This window comes from Sphingobium lactosutens, from assembly GCF_013393185.1.
Taxonomy (GTDB): Bacteria; Pseudomonadota; Alphaproteobacteria; order Sphingomonadales; family Sphingomonadaceae; genus Sphingobium; species Sphingobium lactosutens_A.
Map to the genome: position 1 here is coordinate 104,807 of NZ_QJQX01000052.1, position 18,302 is coordinate 123,108.

An 18,302-nucleotide genomic window follows, 5' to 3' on the forward strand; every position below is an offset into this window, starting at 1 on the left:
GCATGGTGCGGATCGTGCAAGGCGACCTGATCGCCCGCGAGATGGAGAACGAGGTACGGGCCGGTGTGGAGGCATTGGTGGGGAAGGGGGTGATTGTCGCACTCGCTGTCGTGCTAGTCGGTGACGATCCGGCCAGCGACATTTATGTTCGGCGCAAGCAGCGGGCGGCGGAGCGGGTCGGCATAAGGTCAGTCGAGCATCGGCTGGACGCCGCGACCAGCGAGGCGGACCTTCTGATATTGATCGAGCGGTTGAATGCCGATCCCGACATCCACGGCATTTTGGTCCAGCTGCCGCTACCGCCGCAGATCGCAAGCGACAGAGTGTTGGGCACCATCGCGCCCGAAAAGGATGTCGATGGCTTCCATCCGGTCAATGTCGGGCGATTGTCGACCGGAACGGGCGGGTTGATCCCCTGCACGCCGCTCGGCTGCATGATGTTGCTGGACCGAGTCGTCGCGGATTTTCGCGGCCTGAAAGCCGTGGTGATCGGCAAGTCAAACATCGTTGGCAAGCCGGTCGCGCTGCTCTTGCTGGAGCGCGAATGCACCGTGACCGTTACCCATATCCATACGCGCGGCCTGCCCGACATTGTCCGCAGCGCCGACATCATCGTCGTTGCGGCCGGCAGTCCCCGGCTGGTACGCGGCGACTGGGTAAAGCCGGGCGCGGTCCTGATCGACGTCGGGATCAACCGGGACGCGGGCGGCCGGATCGTCGGTGACGCGGCGGCGGATGAGATGGATCATGCGGCTGCGCTGACGCCGGTGCCGGGCGGGGTCGGGCCGATGACCATCGCCTGCCTGCTGCGCAATACATTGCAGGCGGCGCGGGCTATGCGCTGACCGTGACCATAGAGGGCTGATGGCGATCCTAAAGTTGGATCGTCATCAGATCCTGCCCGACGATAATCTCTCCGCCGAAATGCTTTCGCAGCGGCGCGACGAAGGCGGTGGGATCGAAATCGCGGCCAATGACATAATGGCTGAGCGCCAGCTTCTTCACGCCAGCCTGTGCGGCAAGTTGGCCAAGTGCCTCAGCGGTCAGGTGCTGGTGCGCCATATGCTGCATCAGCAGGTCCAGTTCCTGCCCCTTGCTGCCCGCCGCCACCAGCGCGGCCCGCATGCTGGGCAGGTCGACAATCTCCGCCACCATCAGCGCCGCCCCTCTGGCGAAGCCTGCCAGTCCATCCGACGGACCAGTATCGCCGGTGAACACCACCGCGCCTTCGGCCGTGTCGAAACGGTAGCTGTAGGCCTTGTCGACGCCATAATCATGCGGTGCGCTGCGAATCTCCGCAAAATGCGTATTGGCGACCGCGCTCAGCTTCACAATGCCGTCGTCGAACAGGGTTTGGGAGGTGGCGACATCGACCTCGCGTGCCGGATAGAGGCTGGCCAGCGGCGGTCGGTCCTGCGCTTGTGCGCGGAAGATCGCCTCGCCCACGCCGATCGCCGCCAGCGTCCGATCGACCAAATTGCGCGTGCCCGGCGGTCCCCAGATCGGCATCGGCTGGCGGCGGCCGCGCATCCACCCCGTCGCCATCAGATAATCGAGACCCAAAGTGTGATCCCAATGCAGGTGGGTCAGCAAGGTCGCGTCCACCCGCGAGGCGACGACGCCCGCGCGCGCCAGTTGCTGGCCGACATTTTCGCCCGCGTCGATCAGATAGGCCTTGCCGCCCACTTGCAGCAGGCTGGCGGGCTGCGACCGGCCAACATGAGCAGGCGGCCCACCGGCCGTGCCCAGCAAAATCACGGTCGCGCCTGTCGTATCCTGCGCCAGCAGGCGCATCGGCATCATGGCGGCCACGCCCAACAGGCCGATCATCCCGCGCCGATCATATTTCATACCCATCTCCTGCTCGTTACGACAACGCGCCATCCGCCCGGCCAGGCGGATGGCGCGTTCCCCCTTTGTCTCCAGCGCTCGTCGGATTCCCTTGCGTCTAGAAATCGAATCCGAGGGTCACGCCATAGGTTCGCGGCGACGCCTGGACACCGTTGTCGGCGAAATTGCTGGCGCCGAGCTGCTGGAAATAGAAGGCGTTGGTAAGGTTCTTGCCCCAGATAGAGAGGCTGGCGCCGCCGCCGATCTGCCAGTTGATCGAGGCGTCGACCAGATCATAGGCTTGCTGCCGCACACGATTGTCCGGGTCGGCGGCCCAGCCGTCATTATGATAATAGTTGCCGGTGATCGTGACCGGCCCGATCTCATAGGAAGCGCCGAGCGTCAGCGTCCAGTCAGGTACATTCTGCAATCTCTTGCCGCTGGCGTCGCCCGTGGTCAGGATGTTGCCGCCCGCAGGATTGGGCGTCGTCACCTGCGCATTGGTGAAATTCTTGTAGCGCGCATGGGTCCAGTTGACGCCGCCCGTGATGCTGAAATGCGCGAAGGGCTGGAGGATCAGATCGGCATCGACACCGTAAATCTCCGCGCCATCGGCATTATAGACCGTCTGGATGCCGTTCTGAATCTGCATCACCTGGACATTCTTCTGGTCATAATAATAGCCGGCGACATTGAAGCGTAGGCGACGATCGAACAGGTCGGTCTTGAGGCCCACTTCATAGGCGTCGACGACTTCGGGCTTCAGCACCTTGTTGGTGATCGAGGTCGCGAGACCGAAATTGCCGACGACATAAGCGGCGCTGCGAAAGCCGCGATTATAGCTGGCATAGGCCATGACCTGCGGTGAGAAGCGATGGTCGAGCGACAGCCGCCAGGTCATTTTCGGGAATGTGTCTTCATAGCTTTCGATCACCCCCTGTGGTGGCGTCTGTACCGCGAGGGGGGTTCCGTCGGCGGCGTAGGTGATGCGCACGCCCTCCGCCTCGCGCTTGTCATGGGTGTAGCGGATACCGGCGGTCAGGTTGGTCGCTTCGCCCAGATGATAGGCGCCCTGCGCGAAGGCCGCGAGGCTGTTGAGCTTTTGCGTCGCGGTGACGTCGGTATAGCGGCCGAACTGGTTGAGGAATGCGGTGCGGCTGCGTCCGGGGGCGAAGCGCCCCTTGCTCCACATGTAGAAGCCGCCCAGCACCCAGGTCAGGGCGCCGTCATCGTCCGAGAGCAGTTGCAGCTCCTGCGTGAACTGCTCGTCGATCTGCGTGTTTTCGATCTGGAAGCCATGGGCGAAGCCGAGTGGCGGGCTGTTGGCGCCGGGCACGCCGACCCAATCGCTTTCGGTCGTGCCGTCGGGGTCGAACTTCACATAGAGGCGCATCTTGCGATAGGCGCTCAGGCTCTTGACCGAAAAGCCGCCGAAATCATGGGTGATGTCGATGCTGCCGCCATATTGTTTCGAATCGAGGGCCGGATCGAAATCGGAATCGATGTCGCGCCGTCCGCCACCGGCGAACAGACCGCGCACATTGCGGGTGAGCGGGCGGAAGGCGGGATTGACGCCCTCCATCGTCGCATAATCGCCCGACAACTGGACCGTCGTGTCGCCCGCTTCCCACAGCAATTTGCCGCGCGTGGTGAAACTGCGCTGCGTCATGATGTCGTTGCCGGTATTGACGTTGGTGCCGAAGCCCTTGTCCCTATTCTCATATTTGGCCGCGATGCTGGCTGACAGACCGTCCGCCAGCCCGCCGCTGACATAGGCGGATGCCGTCACCGTATCATAATTGCCGTATCCGAAGCGAACATTGGCGGTCGGCGTGTCGCTGGGCTTCTTGGTAGTGATCTGGATCAGGCCGCCGGTCGCGTTGCGGCCGAATAGCGTGCCCTGCGGTCCCTTGAGCACCGCGACCTGCTCGATGTCGTTGAGGTTGGTGAGCGCGCCGATCGGGGAACTGACATAGACACCGTCAATATAGGTGGCGACGGGATTCTCCACGCCCGGTCCGGTGCCGGTCGACCCGACGCCGCGGATGCGCGGCAAGCCGAAGCCGCCGACCGCGGTGCTGAAATTGAGGCTGGGCGCGACGTTCTTCAGGTCGGAGGTATCGGCGATCCCGACCCTCTCCAGCGTTGAGGCGGATACGGCGGTAACGGCGATCGGCACGTCCTGCTGGTTTTCGGCGCGCTTCTGCGCGGTCACGATGATATCGGCGATGCCGCTGGACGCGGCGGCTTGCTCCTGTGCCAGCGCCGGAGCCGTGAGTGCGCACGCAGCGCTCGTCCCGGCCATCAGCAGCGTGCGGGCGTCCATCTTGGTCGAAAGCATGACTTTCCCCTCCATTAGTCTGCCGGACGATCGGCTGTCGCGCCGATTGTTTCGTCAGACATGATGCTAGGGAAGCACATTGGTCCCGGCGATAGCGCTAATCGCAAATATGTGTCGCGCCGATCGCACCAATCGGGCCGATTTTCGATCGCGCCTGCGTAGAATCTGATCCCGTCCGCGCGACCATTGCCGTTTCCGCACCACAGCTTTGCCGATTGTCGCCTTTTTGGCGCGCCGGCACCTCCTACACTGGGGAAAAGGACAAAGAAGGACCAGAGGCATGTCGATCAAGGCGGATTTCACTCAGGGTTTTGCCCGCAATCATTGGTATGCGGCGGCCTGGGCGACCGAAATAGGAGAACAGCCCTTCGCCCGGCAGATTTTGGGCGAGCCTGTAGTGCTGTTTCGCCAGCCCGACGGCACGATCGGCGCGCTGGAGGATCGCTGCCCGCATCGCCTGGCGCCGCTGTCGCTAGGGGAGTGCGCTGATGGCGGGTTGCGCTGCGGCTATCACGGCATGGTCTTCAACGGCCGGGGCGATTGCATCGGCATACCGGGGCAGGACATCATTCCCCCGACGGCGCGGGCGCGGGCCTATCCGGTGGCGCAGCGTTATGGACTGGTCTGGCTCTGGACAGGGGAGGGGGCCGCTGACGAAAATGCACTGCCGCGCGTGCTGGGCCATGGCGAGCCGGGATGGGCCGTGCTGGATCAGGGGTATCAGCATCATGGCGCCAATTATCGGATCGAGGTCGAAAATCTGATGGACCCCGCCCACACCACGTTCCTGCACAAGGAAACGATCGGCAACAGGGCGGCCAAGGATATTCCGGTGCAGGTGGCGCAGAGCGACTATGGCCTCAAGGCCTATCGCTGGATCGAAAATGTGCCGCCGACCCCGCTCGACAGCAAGAGCCGGGATTTCGGCGAGGGGCAAGTGGACCGACAGGTGGCTTTCCATTTCGAACTGCCCGCGACCAGCTTCGTAGACATCGCGGTGATTCCGGCGGGCATGAAACGGACCGACGACAATCTGATGCACGGCGGCATCCGGACCTTCAGCTACAAGTTCCTGACACCCGAAACCCAGAGGACGACGCATTTCTTCTGGCTGCATCTGCGCAATTACCGGCAGATGGACAGCGCCTTCGACGCGGGCCTGCGCGCCAGTCTGGAAAAAACCTTTCAGGAGGATAATGTTATGGCGAGCGCCATCCAGGTCGAGCAGGAGCGAACGGGGCTGCGGCAGAAGACCGCCATCGCGATCGATCGCGCCCCGGTCATGGCGCTGCGGATGATCGACCGGATGATCGAGCGAGAGCAGGCCGATCCACAGCCGGCGACGACGGTAAATTTATAGCCGGACGATCGTGCGATTAATCGCCCATGCGCCCATTTTGATAAGCTTTCATCCGAAGGCCTTCTATGGTGCGTCCAGTATCGAGCGAGAGGATGAAAGGCGGGAAAATGATATCGTGCGACCGGCTGCGGCTTTCTGAATTGGCGGCCGGATCCCGTTCCAGCCCGGGCCATCCCTCTGAGACTATCCGCACATGACGGAGGCGATGACAGGCGCGGACGCCGCTGTCCGCACGCTGCAGGCCCATGGCGTGCGCCATATATTCGGCCTGTGCGGCGACACCAGCCTGCCTTTCTATGATGCGCTATATCGGCTCGATCATGGCATGGACCATGTGTTGGCCCGCGACGAACGCAGCGCCGCCTATATGGCGGACGCCTATGCGCGCGTGACCGGGCGGGTCGGCGTGTGCGAGGGGCCGAGTGGGGGAGGGGCCACCTATATCTTGCCGGGCGTGATCGAGGCGAACGAAAGTTCGGTCGCGCTGCTGTCGATTACGTCCGATATCCCGGTGACGGCGCGCGGGCGCTATCCGCTCACTGAACTGGATCAGCGCGCGCTGTTCGCGCCGCTCACCAAATGGAATGCAGTGGTCGACCATGTCAGCCAGATCCCGCACATCTTCCGCACCGCCTTTCGCGCCGCGACGACCGGGCGGCCGGGCGCCGCGCATATCGGCCTGCCCTATGATTTGCAGAAGCAGCATGTCGATCCGGCGGACATTTGGGCCGATCCGCGCCATGGAAGCTTTCCGGGCTATCGCACCGGTCCCGACCCGGACCTGATCGGGGCGGCGGCCGAGGCGATGTTGGCGGCGAAGCGACCGGCCTTCATTTGCGGCGGCGGCGTCATCCTCTCGGGCGCGTGCGAGCTTCTGGCAGAGTTGGCCGAAATGCTGGACGCGCCGGTGGCATCGACCGTCAGCGGCCATGGCGTCATAGCGGACGATCACCCTCTCGCCGTGGGTGTGGTCGGGGCGAATGGCGGCACGGACGAAACGCGCGCGGCGATCGCCGACGCGGACACCGTGATCTTCGTCGGCTGCCGGGCAGGGTCGACCACGACCGAGCATGGTGCGGTGCCTTCGCGCCATGTGCCGATCGTCCATATCGACATCGATCCGATGGTGGTGTCGGGCAATTATCGGGTCGAGGCGGGGATCGTTGGCGATGCGCTGCTTAGCCTGTCGGCGCTACGGATCGAGATAGAGCGGCGGCTGGCGGGAGAGCGGCGGCATAGCGGCGCTGCGGAACGGCTGACGGGATTGAAGGCGGCGAAGCGCACGGCATTCGACCGGCTGGCTTCGTCCACCGAAACGCCCATCCGGCCCGAACGGGTGCTTGCGGCCTTGCAGGCGACGCTCCCTGCCGATGCGATCATCGTTGCCGATCCGGGGACGCCCTGTCCCTATTTTTCCGGCCACTTCCAGTTGAACTCGACCGGTCGCCGCTTCATCACCAATCGCGCCCATGGCGCGCTGGGTTTCTCGTTGCCCGCCTCCATCGGCGCGCAGATCGGCGCGCCCGACCGGAAGGTCGTGGCGGTCATGGGCGATGGCAGTTTCGGCTTTGCCGTCGGCGAACTGGAAACGATCGTGCGCAAGCAGCTGCCCATCACCATGATCGTCTTTTCCAACGCCTCCTTCGGCTGGATCAAGGCGAGCCAGAAGGATGGCTATGGAGAGCGCTATTTCTCGGTCGATTTCAGCCGCACCCACCATGCCCGCATTGCCAAGGCTTATGGCGTCAAAAGCTGGACCGTGCGCGATCCGCTGGAACTGGACGCCGTGGTGCGGCAGGCGGTGGCGCATGATGGACCCACGCTGATCGACGTGATCGCGCAGCCGCTCGAACAGTCGGCGGTGCCGGTCAGCAAATGGATGGGATGAGACGAGAGGTCGCCGACGGATGCGATCCGAAACCATGATGAATTTTATTGGAGCAGGAATAATGAATCGCAGATATTTCATGGGGTTGTCACTTGGCGCCTTGGCTACCGGCGCGGCGCGGGCAGCGGATGTGCCGCTAGGGCGCAAGGGTGTGATGCTGATGAACCGCATCGCGCCGTCCATCTCGCAACTGATGATCGCCAATCTGGATGGCAGCAATGAACGTAAGCTGCTGGTGGATAGCGGGTTCGAATATAACGGTTCGCTCTCGCCCGACGGCCAGTGGCTGCTCTTTACGTCCGAGCGGCGTGGCGACGGGCAGTCCGACATTTTTCGCGCCCGCCCTGACGGCACCGGCATTGCGCCGGTCATCACCACCGACAGCATGGACGACGCCGCCACCCTCTCGCCCGACGGCCGGACTCTGGCCTTCGTATCGACCCGCGACGGCTATCGCGCGAATATCTGGTTGCAGGATCTTTTCACCGGCCGGACCAAGCAACTGACCGGCATCGGCGAGGTCAAGGGCACGAAAGACATGCCCGATTGCTATTTCCGCCCGCAGTGGTCGCCCGACGGCAAGTGGATCGCCTTTTCCAGTGACCGCAACACCACATGGACCGGCCATGATCAGGGCCATGGTTGGGAGCATACCCAGGAACTGAGCATCTACATCATCCGGCCTGACGGCACCGGCTTCCGCAAGGTCGCGTCCAAGCCCGGCTATTGCCTTGGTTCGCCCAAATGGTCGCCGGACGGCAAGCGGATCGTCTTCTACGAAATGACGGTCGAGGCGACCTGGGGGGCGCGCCGACCCAACTATATTGGCAAAGCCTACTCGCAGATCGTGTCGGTCGACGTCGCCAGCGGGGAGCGGGTCGAGCATAGCACAGGCACCGACCTCAAGCTCCAGCCGCAGTTCCTGAGCAACAATGAGATCGGCTATCTGGTCAAATATGGTCCCAATGAAGGGCTAGCCTACACCTCCGACCGCCCGGCGCTCAAGCAAAGCTTCATCCGCGCGCCAAGCTGGACGCGCGATGGCAAGTCGGTGATCTACGAGAAGGTCGCGTTCAAACCGGTCCGCCCGCTCTACAAGCCGTTGTTCAGCTGGGACAAGGATTATGATTACCAGCATGTCGACGTCTTCCCGCTGCTCTCGCGCGACGGCTGGATCGTCTTCACCGAAAAGCAGCTGGGCAACAGTTCGGTCTGGGTGATGCGGCCCGACGGGTCGGAAAAGCGCAAGGTCTTCGAATCCAGTGGACGCGGTCTGGATGACAAGAAGGTGCAGATGGGCCTCGCTGGCGCCTTCCAGCCCTGCTGGTCGCCCGATGGCCAGTGGATCGCCTTCGGCCTTGGCTATTGGTTTGCCGAGCGCAGCAAGATGACGGCGGCGCTGTGGCGCGTGCGCCGCGACGGCACCGGCGCGGAGCAGCTGACCGACGGCACGACCCATTCCGGCTTCCCCAGCTATTCGGCGGACGGCAAGGAACTGGTGTTCCGCGTCTGGAGCGAGACGGAGAAGGGGCTGCGTGTCCTCAACCTCGACACGCGCAAGACCCGCGTGCTGACGCAGGGGCTGGACAATCTTCCCGGCTGGTCGCCCGATGGCAAGCGCATCGTCTTCACCCGCAAGCGCGAGGAGGACGGCAATTTCGACATCTTCACGATCAAGCCCGACGGCACCGGCCTGTTCCGCTGCACCACCCATCCGTCGAGCGATGGCCATGCGGTCTGGTCGCCCGACGGCCGGATCATGTGGAGCGGATCGCAGCACGGTTTCCGCGACGAAGCGGCCCTCTATGACCAGACCTTCCAGCAATATGGCCAAATCTACGTCATGAATGCCGACGGGTCGAACAAGCGGTTGCTGACCGACAGCAAATGGGAAGATAGCATGCCGCTTTATCTGGCCGATCCAAGCTGATCGCGATCATTCGAGGCTTTTTGCCTTGCCGACCCCGCGACGCCATGCGTCGCGGGGCTTTTGTTTGGACCGAGTAACCGGCTTGATGCTACCAGAAGTTATCATCATCACCCCGGCCCCTTCGACAAGCTCAGGACAGGCTTGAGCCGGGGTTCCGCTTCTTCATTTGAGCGAAGAAAAGCGGGATGCCGGGCCAAGCCCGGCATGACGACTGTAGGAATGGCAGGAAACGACCATTTTTAGACGTTGCGCGACACTGGCGACCTTCCCACAAGCCGCCATGCATCGATCAAATGTCAGGGCGTTACAGAATATCCATCAGCGGGTTGGACCCACTTCACCCGCTGATCGGCACCCGCTTGATACACGCCATTCATAGTTGCTTTTGCGGTCAAGCCATCCGCAGTCTGGACGTAAGACGTACAAATTTCCTGCCCCATAATCCCGCTCATCGATTGCACGACTTGCCCCAACATAGGGGCCGCCTCGGCATCGGTCAGCAGCCTACCAGCTACATGGAGCTTACCCGCTCGAACATCCTCTGCTCGGATAAATCCACATACCGCACCGGCTCTTATAGTCACTGGCGTGATGGTCTCAAGAATAACAGGTCCATTGGGTGATAAGAGCACCACAGCCTTGTTAGCGTACGTGGTTTCGCCTGTAGGCACATACGATGCTATAGACCGGCATGTGCGTTGCTGGTCGTCAGGCTGATAGCATTGAACGCTACCATTCCGCGCTTCTTGAAGGGGATTCATCGACGTATCGGCGGATGCAGTCGAAGCAGTTAAGGCCAGCAGGGCAAAAAGCATCATCAAGAACCTCTCAAGGTGCCCGTCTGGTAGCCGGACGAACGGCAGCTTTCTAGCGATTTGGGCTTAGAAGCAGCCAGTCCGCTTCCCACCTTAGGCCGCCCGAAAGCCGCCAGTCGCCTAACCACCCATTTCTGACATACAATTCACACCGACACGAGGCACGCGCAAAGACCCGATCCGACCCATGGCAGCGCCCGTTTTCGGAAAGAAGGGATGGAGGCTGTCCTACATGCTTTCTGCGCGGCATAGTCGAGCAGCGGCGGCTATGGTCTTTTTGGCGGGGGTATCGACATGCAGGATGGCGACCAGGGAAAGCAATATCCCAGCGACGCTGTGAGTTGCACCGCGATGTCCTGTGCGGCGGGCATTGCCGACACCGTGTCCGTCCGTTTGGCGATGCCCTGCAACGGTGTGAACTTCGGCGCTATGGCCGATCGACAACTGCCTTGCGACACTGTGAACTTCTGCGCAAACGGGCATTTTTACGGCATCCAGTGACAGTGTGAACTTCGGGGGTGGAATGACGCAATCGGTCGGCAGCGATTATGTGATGGACGCACGGCGGGACCGGCTGGTCATCACCGCCTCGGCGCTGGGCACGGTGTTCGAATGGTATGATTTCTATATCTATGGCGTGCTTGCGCCGATCATCGGGCGCACCTTCTTCCCGACCGACAATCCGACCGTCGAACTGCTCTACACGCTGGCCGGGTTCGCCATCGGCTTCGCCTTCCGGCCGATCGGCGCGATGCTGTTCGGCTATCTGGGCGACAGGCTGGGACGAAAATATACCTTCCTTGCCACCATCATCCTGATGGGCGCGGCGACGGCGGGCGTGGGCCTCACCCCATCGGCGGCCAGCATCGGCATCGCGGCCCCGATCATCCTCATCCTGCTGCGGATCGCGCAGGGGCTGGCGCTCGGCGGCGAATATGGCGGCGCGGCCATCTATGTCGCCGAACATGCGCCGGCAGGAAAGCGTGGCTTCTATACCAGCTTCATCCAGGCGGGCGTGATCGGCGGCTTCATCCTGTCGCTGATCGTCGTGGTCGGCACGCAGTGGATCGTCGGCAAGGCGGTGTGGGACAGCTGGGGCTGGCGCATCCCCTTCATCCTGTCGCTGCTGCTGCTCGGCATATCGCTCTGGATGCGGTTGATGCTGCGCGAAAGCCCGGTCTTCACCGCGATGAAGGCCGCTGGAACGCAGGCGAAAAACCCGCTCAAGGAAGCCTTCACCGCGCCGGGCAACAAGCGGCGGATGTTCGTCGCCATGATCGGGATCGCGGCGGGCTTCACCGTCATCGCCTATACGGTGATGTTCCAGGCGCTCTATTTCCTCCAGAACGGCCTGCATGTCGCACCGGGCATGGCCCAGTTGCTGGTCGGCGGCAGCGCCTTCGCCGGGGTCGCCAGCTTCATCTTCTTCGGCTGGCTGTCCGACCGGGTGGGGCGCAAGAAGCCGATCGTCATCGGCTATGCACTGGTGCTGCTGCTGACCCTGCCGCTCTACCAATATATGGGCGGCACGGCGAACCCCGCCCTGCAGGAGGCCGCAGCCCGCGCCCCGGTGGTGGTAGCTGGCCCCGATTGCCATTTCGATCCCTTCGCCAAGGTGCAGGCCACATCCTGCGGCAAGTTGCTCGATCATTTGTCAAAGCGCGGCATCCCCTATGACAAGAAGGAAGCATCCGCTCCGGCCGTGGCGATCGGCGATATCGCGGTGCATGACCTGACGCCGCAGGGGCTGGACGCCGCCCTGGCGGCGGGCGGCTATGATTTCGGCGCGGTGACGCCGGACTGGCCACGCGCGCTGAAGCTGTTCGGCGCGCTCCTGCTGCTCTGGACGCTGTCGGGCGCGACCTATGGGCCGGTTGCGGCGTTGCTGTCCGAATATTTCCCCGCGCGCATCCGCTATTCCTCTCTCTCCATCCCCTATCATATCGGCACGGGCTATTTCGGCGGGTTCCTGCCGCTGGTCAGCCAGTATATCGTCGCGCGGACGGGCAATCCCTATGCTGGCCTGTGGTATACGCTGGCGGTGGTGGCGCTGGCGCTCGTCACCTGCCTGGTCGCGCTGCCGGAAACGAAGGATCGCCCCCTCGACGCCTGAGGCCGGGGGCGCTATCGGCACCGTCATGCACGGCTATATCGCTCCGCTGCGCCTGCGCCTGGATGGCGACGCGCTTGTGTCCAACTGGCGCTGGCTTGCGGCCATGAGCGGCGGCGCGGCCTGCGGCGCGGCGATCAAGGCGAACGGCTACGGACTGGGCGCGGTCGAGGTGATGACCCGGCTGTTGCGTGCGGGATGCCGCGATTTCTTCGTATCCAACTGGGGAGAGGCAGCGGCGGTCGAGCATCTTCTGGCGGATGGCATCAGCCTGTCGGTTCTGCATGGCGTGCGGCAGGAGGATATGGCGCAGGCGCTCGGTTCGCGCGCCCGGCCCGTATTGTGCACGCCCGAACAGGTGGCGCGCTGGCGCGCTGCGGGCGGCGGCCGATGCGATGTTATGATCGACACCGGCATGAACCGGCTCGGCCTCGACTGGCGCGGCGATGTGGTCTTTGCGGTCGAGGGCCTGGAAATGGCGACCCTGCTCAGCCATCTCGCCTCAGCCGACGAGGATACGATGCTCAACGCGGCACAGCTGGACCGCTTTCGTCAGATCCGCATTCGGGTATCAGCACCACGCTACAGTCTCGCCAACAGTGCAGGCATCTGTCTGGGAACGGATTTCGGGTTCGATCTGACCCGGCCCGGACTGGCGCTCTATGGCGGCATCCCTTCGCCCATCGCTGCGCAACATATTCGTCCGGTCGTCCAGCCTCAGGCCCAGATATTGCAACGCCGGCGCGTGCTCGCGGGCGACGCGATCGGCTACAATGCGACGCATGTTGCGGAAAAAGATCTGGAGATAGCGGTCCTCAATCTCGGCTATGCCGATGGTTATCTGCGCGGCTTTTCCGGACGGGGCGCCGCCTGCCGCGATGGCGCGCGCCTGCCCGTGCTGGGGCGGGTATCGATGGATCTGGTGGCGGTCGATGTCAGCGCTCGCCCTGACGTGGGTGAAGGCGAATGGCTCGACATCGCCTATGATCTTGGCGAAGCCTCCGCCGCGTCGGGCCTGTCGCAATATGAACTGATCACCGGCCTTGGCGCACGGTACGACCGGCTCTGGATCTGATACGGAAAAGGCCGCCGATCCTTCCGGACCGGCGGCCTTTCGTTCCATCAGCGCTGCATCAGCGCTCGATGCACATGGCGACACCCATGCCGCCGCCGATGCAGAGCGTGGCAAGACCCTTCTTCGCGTCGCGCTTGCCCATTTCGTAGAGCAGGGTGGTCAGGACGCGCGCGCCCGACGCGCCGATCGGATGACCGATGGCGATGGCGCCGCCATTGACGTTGACCTTTTCCGGATCCCAGCCCAGTTCCTGCCCGACCGACAGCGCCTGAGCGGCGAACGCTTCATTGGCCTCGATCAGGTCGAGATCGGCGACCGACCAGCCCGCCTTTTCCAGCGCTTTGCGGCTGGCCGGCGCCGGACCGATGCCCATGATCGACGGATCGACGCCGCAGGTCGCGAAGCCGGCGATCCGACCCAGCACGGTCGCGCCACGCTTGGCGGCGGCATCGGCGGTCATCAGCACCAGCGCGGCGGCGCCGTCATTGATGCCGCTCGCATTGCCGGCGGTGACGGAGCCGTCCTTCTTGAAGGCTGGGCGCAGTGCCTGCATGGCTTCGATCGTGGCGCCGGCACGGATATATTCGTCCTGGTCGACGATGGTGTCGCCCTTGCGCCCCTTGATCGTGACCGGCAGGATTTCGTCGGCGAAGCGGCCCGCGGCGCGCGCAGCTTCCGCCTTGTTCTGGCTTGCGACGGCAAAGGCGTCCTGCGCCTCGCGGCTGATCTGATATTTTTCCGCCAGATTTTCGGCGGTGATGCCCATATGATAATTGTTGAAGGCGTCGGTCAGGCCGTCATGGATCATCGTGTCGACCAAAGTCACCGGACCCATCTTCGCACCGGGGCGCAGCAGCTGGGCGTGGGGCGCCAGCGACATGCTTTCCTGGCCGCCGGCGACCATGATGCTGGCATCGCCCGCCCGGATCGCCTGAGCCGCCAAGGCGACGGCGCGCAGGCCCGAACCGCAAAGCTGGTTGAGGCCGATCGCGGTGCGTTCGACCGGAATGCCGGCATTGACCGCCGCCTGACGCGCGGGGTTCTGGCCCTGTCCGGCGGACAGTACCTGGCCGAGAATCACTTCATCCACTTCCTCCGGCGCGACGCCTGCCTGGGCAAGTGCGGCAAGGATCGCCTGACGACCAAGTTCATGCGCGGGAGTCGAACCGAAAGCGCCCAGAAAGCTGCCGACCGGCGTACGTTTGGCGGCGGTAATGACGATATCTGACAATGCCTTGATCCTCATTGGTGGTAGATGTTTTCTCGCAACCGCACATAGCATCAACCGCCATGGCTGGAAAGCCAAAGGGACAGCGGTTCCCACAGCATTTCGCGCGCGCGGCCGCCCACGACCATGCCGACATGACCAAGCGACAGACTGCGTTCTTCGCGCAAGCGAGGGCCGGCCGCGGCGGGCACGATGCGATCGCTGGTGGATACGACCGAGAGGCTGGGGCAATCGAGATCGTCAGGATTGACGACACGGCCGTCAATCCGCCACCGGCCGTGGCCGCTGTCGTTGGCGGCGTAGAAAGTTTCGAACAGGTCACGGCCCGCTGCGAAGGTCAGCGGCGCGCCACCATTGGCCCAGTCCTCCACCGCCAGAAAGGCGCGCTCAGCATCCGAACCCGCGTGCGCATCGGCGAAGGCGGCATATTTGCGAATGGTCCGCGCCGGGTCCATCGCCCAGAAGCCCGATTGCAGAACTTCCATCGGCACATAGCCGATGCGTTCGCACATGGCCCTGGCGCCTTGCCACAGGCTGCCGATCAGGTCGTGGTCGGCCGCGGGAAAGCCGTCGAACTGCCAGGGTGATGCGATGGTCGCGATCGCGGGGAATGCACGTATTGCCGCAGCGCCGAGCGCTAGGCTGCCACCCAGGCAATAGCCGACGAGGATCGGTGGCCGGCGCAGGGTGGAGAGCATCGGCAAAAGCCGCTCCGTCACATGGCCGTCAAGCCCGAGCTTCGCGTCTTCGGCCGTCGGCGCGCCCCAGTCGACCAGGTAGGCATCATGGCCTGCTGCGGCCATGTGGCGCAGCAAGGATCGGCTCTCGGAGAGGTTCAGCACCTGTGGCGGATTGATCAGCGAAGGGATGAAGACCACGGGGAAACGGGCATTTTCTGCGCCATGGTGCAGCAATCGTGCCGGTCCCGCGCTCGCCACGCAGCGCCCCTCCGGCGCGGGAGGCGGACGGATCGCCGCCTGATATTTGCGCAGGCCCAGGAAGGCTCGGCGGCGAAGTTCGGGATCGCCCTCGGTTTCGCGCCATAAAATATTGAGAAAAAGGGGTAAAGGCCGCGGCCCATGTTGCGGTGCGGCATCATCTTGTGCTAATGCGATATGTGCAGGTGTGGGAGAGGAATCCATGACCAAATCCAAGACCGTCAATGAATCAGAACCGGTCGTCATCAAGAAGTACGCCAACAGGCGGCTCTATAATACCGAAACTTCCAGCTACATCACGCTCGATCTGCTGTCGCAGATGACTCGCGAGGGGCGCGAGTTCGTCGTCGTCGACGCTAAGACGGGCGAAGATATCACGCACAATGTGCTGACCCAGATCATCATGGAAGAGGAACAGCGTGGCAAGAACATGCTGCCTGTCAATTTCCTTCGCCAGCTGATCGCCATGTACGGCGATTCGATGCAGTCGATGGTGCCGCAATATCTGGAAGCGTCGATGGACGCCTTCCGCAAGAACCAGCAGCAGTTTCAGGAAGCCATGAAGGGCGCGTTCGGTGGCGGCCCGCTGGCGGAGATCGCCAAGCGCAACATGCAGATGTTCGAGGCTGCGGCCAGCGCGTTCGGCACCGGCGTACCGGGCATGCCCGGCATGACGCCGCCCACGGCTCCGGCGACGTCGGAAGGCAGCAAGGATGAGGAGATCAACGATCTCAAGGCCCAGCTCGCTGCGCTCAATGCAAAGATCGACAAGCTGAGCTGATCCCATCATGGCAAAGGCTGATCGGCTGGAGCGCCTCGATATCCGCCGCGAGGAACTGGAGGGCGAATATCGGGACGCCCTGATCGCGGCGTTGCGCGTGACGGCGGGCGGCCGTTGGGGATTGTTTGGCCACCATAAGGATAAGGCGGCGATCGCCCGCACCGCGCCAACGATCGCCGCGCTGACCGAACTTGCGGACGAGATTGACGCGATGCGCGATACGCTTGGGCTGGAGCCTTTTTCGCTGCATGAGGATTTCATGGCGGCGCGCGGTCCCGCCGCTGCCGATGCGGTCGGCGAACCGAAACAGGCCCTGGCGTGGCTGGAGCGGCTGGACGCAACCGTCTGACTGCTCAAGGGGTCGACAGGCATGGCGCGTCTGGCCTATGGCGCGCCATTCTTCTTTTCGACTAGCCAAGGTCCGATACCCGTGAAGCACGCCCTCAATGTTACTCGCGAACAGGATTTCGCCGCCTGGTATCAGGCCGTCATCACCGAAGCCGACATGGCGGAAGAGAGCGGCGTGCGCGGCTGCATGGTCATCCGCCCCTGGGGCTATGGCATCTGGGAACGCATCCAGACGCTGCTCGATGCGCGGATCAAGCAGACCGGTCATGAGAATTGCTATTTCCCGCTCTTCATTCCGCTCAGCTATTTCGAGAAGGAAGCCGAGCATGTCGACGGCTTCGCCAAGGAAATGGCGGTCGTCACCCATCATCGCCTGATCCAGAAGGACGGCAAGATGGTGCCGGACCCCGAAGCGAAACTGGAAGAGCCGCTGGTCGTGCGCCCGACGTCGGAAACGGTGATCGGCGCGGCCTTCAGCCGATGGGTGCAGAGCTGGCGTGACCTGCCGGTGCTGATCAACCAATGGGCGAATGTCGTCCGCTGGGAAATGCGGACCCGCATGTTCCTGCGCACCAGCGAGTTCCTCTGGCAGGAAGGGCATACCGCTCACGCCACCGTCGACGAGGCGATGGAAGAGACGATGAAGATGCTGGAAGTCTATCGCAGCTTCGCCGAGGAATGCGTCGGCCTGCCGGTCGTCGCGGGCGAGAAGCCGGAGAATGAACGCTTTCCCGGCGCCGTCGCGACCTATTCGATCGAAGCGATGATGCAGGACGGCAAGGCGTTGCAGGCCGGCACCTCGCACTTCCTGGGCACGACCTTCAGCCAGGCGCAGAATATCAAGTTCCAGAATGCCGAAGGTAGCCAAGAACTGGCCCAGACGACCAGCTGGGGCATGTCGACCCGGATGATCGGCGGCCTGATCATGGTCCATGGTGACGATGACGGCCTGCGCGTGCCGCCGCGCGTCGCGCCCTATCAGGTCGTAGTCGTGCCGATGCTGCGCGATACCGACGAGGACGCCGCGATCGTCGATTATTGCACCGATCTGGTGAACCAGCTGAATGGCCTGGATGTGTTCCGCGAGCCGGTCCGTGCACTGCTCGACAAGCGCCCGGCCAAGGCCGCGAACAAGCGCTGGGGCTGGGTCAAGAAGGGTGCGCCGATCGTGATCGAGGTTGGCGGCCGCGATGTCGCCGGCGGCAATGTCTCGGTCATCCGTCGCGATCGCCTCTATCGCGAGGATGGCAAGCTCGACAGCCAGATTGTCGCCAAGGGCGATTTCGTCGCCGGCGCGGTCGCGATGCTGGAGGAAGTGCAAGCGTCGCTCTTCGCCGATGCGAAGGCGCGGCTGGACGGCAATATCGACAAGTCGATAGCCGATCTCGATGCGCTGAAGGCCTATTTCAACGCCAGCAAGAAACCGGGCTGGGCGCTGGTCCAGTGGGCGAAGCCGACCGGCGCGGAACTGGACAAGGTCGTGCAGTGGCTGAAGGGCGAGAAGCTGACCCTGCGCAACGTACCGACTGACGCGGAAGCGGCTGACGGCACCTGCATCTTCACCGGTGGGCAGGCCGTGGAGCGCGTGCTGGTCGGGCGGAGCTACTAAGTTCCGTTCGTTTCGAGCGAAGTCGAGAAACCCGTCTCGACTTCGCTCG

The 18,302-nt window shown here is 63.3% G+C and carries 14 protein-coding genes; 10 read left to right on the forward strand and 4 right to left on the reverse strand.

The features are described from left to right. Positions 1 to 2: 2 nt before the first annotated feature. Positions 3 to 845 (forward strand): bifunctional 5,10-methylenetetrahydrofolate dehydrogenase/5,10-methenyltetrahydrofolate cyclohydrolase, encoded by an 843-nt coding sequence (locus tag DM806_RS12535; protein WP_179043528.1) that lies wholly within the window; start codon positions 3 to 5, stop codon positions 843 to 845. A 28-nt stretch (positions 846 to 873) separates the two neighbouring features. Here the strand turns inward: DM806_RS12535 and DM806_RS12540 are convergent, their stop codons facing one another. Next, positions 874 to 1,851 carry an MBL fold metallo-hydrolase gene (locus DM806_RS12540; RefSeq protein ID WP_179043529.1) on the reverse strand — a complete coding sequence of 326 codons (978 nt, stop codon included), beginning with the start codon at positions 1,849 to 1,851 and terminating at the stop codon, positions 874 to 876. Positions 1,852 to 1,948: 97 nt separating this feature from the next. Beyond that, positions 1,949 to 4,171: a TonB-dependent receptor gene (locus DM806_RS12545; RefSeq protein WP_179043530.1), complete on the reverse strand. Its 2,223-nt coding sequence runs from the start codon at positions 4,169 to 4,171 to the stop codon at positions 1,949 to 1,951. Between the two features lie 280 nt (positions 4,172 to 4,451). On the opposite strand from DM806_RS12545, the gene DM806_RS12550 reads away from it, so the two are divergent. The 6 genes from DM806_RS12550 to alr all read left to right on the forward strand — a co-directional run bounded on the left by DM806_RS12550 (position 4,452) and on the right by alr (position 13,349). Then, positions 4,452 to 5,531, forward strand: coding sequence for an aromatic ring-hydroxylating dioxygenase subunit alpha (locus DM806_RS12550; protein ID WP_179043531.1), 1,080 nt, complete (start codon positions 4,452 to 4,454; stop codon positions 5,529 to 5,531). Positions 5,532 to 5,736: 205 nt separating this feature from the next. After that, the gene (locus DM806_RS12555) at positions 5,737 to 7,419 is read left to right on the forward strand and encodes a thiamine pyrophosphate-binding protein (protein ID WP_256869285.1); all 1,683 of its coding nucleotides are present in this window, start codon (positions 5,737 to 5,739) and stop codon (positions 7,417 to 7,419) included. A 61-nt stretch (positions 7,420 to 7,480) separates the two neighbouring features. Further along, on the forward strand, positions 7,481 to 9,349 hold the full coding sequence (locus DM806_RS12560) for a PD40 domain-containing protein (RefSeq protein ID WP_179043533.1): 1,869 nt from the start codon (positions 7,481 to 7,483) through the stop codon (positions 9,347 to 9,349). Positions 9,350 to 10,458: 1,109 nt separating this feature from the next. After that, positions 10,459 to 10,665, forward strand: a complete 207-nt coding sequence (locus DM806_RS12565) for a hypothetical protein (protein WP_179043534.1) — start codon at positions 10,459 to 10,461, stop codon at positions 10,663 to 10,665. Positions 10,666 to 10,687: 22 nt separating this feature from the next. Beyond that, entirely contained in the window at positions 10,688 to 12,277 is a 1,590-nt protein-coding gene (locus DM806_RS12570) for an MFS transporter (protein ID WP_179043535.1), read from the forward strand. 25 nt (positions 12,278 to 12,302) lie between these two features. Further along, on the forward strand, positions 12,303 to 13,349 hold the full coding sequence (gene alr / locus DM806_RS12575; RefSeq protein ID WP_179043536.1) for an alanine racemase: 1,047 nt from the start codon (positions 12,303 to 12,305) through the stop codon (positions 13,347 to 13,349). A 58-nt stretch (positions 13,350 to 13,407) separates the two neighbouring features. Here alr and DM806_RS12580 read toward each other — a convergent pair whose 3' ends face one another. Continuing rightward, positions 13,408 to 14,580 carry an acetyl-CoA C-acetyltransferase gene (locus DM806_RS12580; protein ID WP_179043537.1) on the reverse strand — a complete coding sequence of 391 codons (1,173 nt, stop codon included), beginning with the start codon at positions 14,578 to 14,580 and terminating at the stop codon, positions 13,408 to 13,410. A gap of 50 nt (positions 14,581 to 14,630) precedes the next feature. After that, complete coding sequence (locus DM806_RS12585; RefSeq protein ID WP_179043538.1) at positions 14,631 to 15,719, reverse strand: alpha/beta hydrolase; 1,089 nt, start codon at positions 15,717 to 15,719, stop codon at positions 14,631 to 14,633. Here DM806_RS12585 and phaR point away from each other — a divergent pair. The 3 genes from phaR to proS all read left to right on the forward strand — a co-directional run bounded on the left by phaR (position 15,718) and on the right by proS (position 18,253). Next, positions 15,718 to 16,296, forward strand: coding sequence for a polyhydroxyalkanoate synthesis repressor PhaR (gene phaR, locus DM806_RS12590; RefSeq protein WP_179043539.1), 579 nt, complete (start codon positions 15,718 to 15,720; stop codon positions 16,294 to 16,296). The genes DM806_RS12585 and phaR overlap by 2 nt on opposite strands. 7 nt (positions 16,297 to 16,303) lie before the next feature. Continuing rightward, a complete protein-coding gene (locus tag DM806_RS12595) occupies positions 16,304 to 16,645 on the forward strand; it encodes a hypothetical protein (RefSeq protein WP_179043540.1) in 342 nt (113 codons plus the stop codon). Between the two features lie 81 nt (positions 16,646 to 16,726). Continuing rightward, on the forward strand, positions 16,727 to 18,253 hold the full coding sequence (gene proS, locus DM806_RS12600; protein ID WP_179043770.1) for a proline--tRNA ligase: 1,527 nt from the start codon (positions 16,727 to 16,729) through the stop codon (positions 18,251 to 18,253). Positions 18,254 to 18,302 lie beyond the last annotated feature (49 nt).

What these genes read in the sequence shown, in the direction of transcription:
- DM806_RS12535 (WP_179043528.1), top strand. Translation starts at nt 3, where the DNA reads ATGGTGCGGATCGTGCAAGGCGACCTGATCGCCCGCGAGATGGAGAAC.
- DM806_RS12540 (WP_179043529.1), bottom strand. Translation starts at nt 1,851, where the DNA reads ATGAAATATGATCGGCGCGGGATGATCGGCCTGTTGGGCGTGGCCGCC.
- DM806_RS12545 (WP_179043530.1), bottom strand. Translation starts at nt 4,171, where the DNA reads ATGCTTTCGACCAAGATGGACGCCCGCACGCTGCTGATGGCCGGGACG.
- DM806_RS12550 (WP_179043531.1), top strand. Translation starts at nt 4,452, where the DNA reads ATGTCGATCAAGGCGGATTTCACTCAGGGTTTTGCCCGCAATCATTGG.
- DM806_RS12555 (WP_256869285.1), top strand. Translation starts at nt 5,737, where the DNA reads ATGACAGGCGCGGACGCCGCTGTCCGCACGCTGCAGGCCCATGGCGTG.
- DM806_RS12560 (WP_179043533.1), top strand. Translation starts at nt 7,481, where the DNA reads ATGAATCGCAGATATTTCATGGGGTTGTCACTTGGCGCCTTGGCTACC.
- DM806_RS12565 (WP_179043534.1), top strand. Translation starts at nt 10,459, where the DNA reads ATGCAGGATGGCGACCAGGGAAAGCAATATCCCAGCGACGCTGTGAGT.
- DM806_RS12570 (WP_179043535.1), top strand. Translation starts at nt 10,688, where the DNA reads ATGACGCAATCGGTCGGCAGCGATTATGTGATGGACGCACGGCGGGAC.
- alr (WP_179043536.1), top strand. Translation starts at nt 12,303, where the DNA reads ATGCACGGCTATATCGCTCCGCTGCGCCTGCGCCTGGATGGCGACGCG.
- phaR (WP_179043539.1), top strand. Translation starts at nt 15,718, where the DNA reads ATGACCAAATCCAAGACCGTCAATGAATCAGAACCGGTCGTCATCAAG.
- DM806_RS12585 (WP_179043538.1), bottom strand. Translation starts at nt 15,719, where the DNA reads ATGGATTCCTCTCCCACACCTGCACATATCGCATTAGCACAAGATGAT.
- DM806_RS12595 (WP_179043540.1), top strand. Translation starts at nt 16,304, where the DNA reads ATGGCAAAGGCTGATCGGCTGGAGCGCCTCGATATCCGCCGCGAGGAA.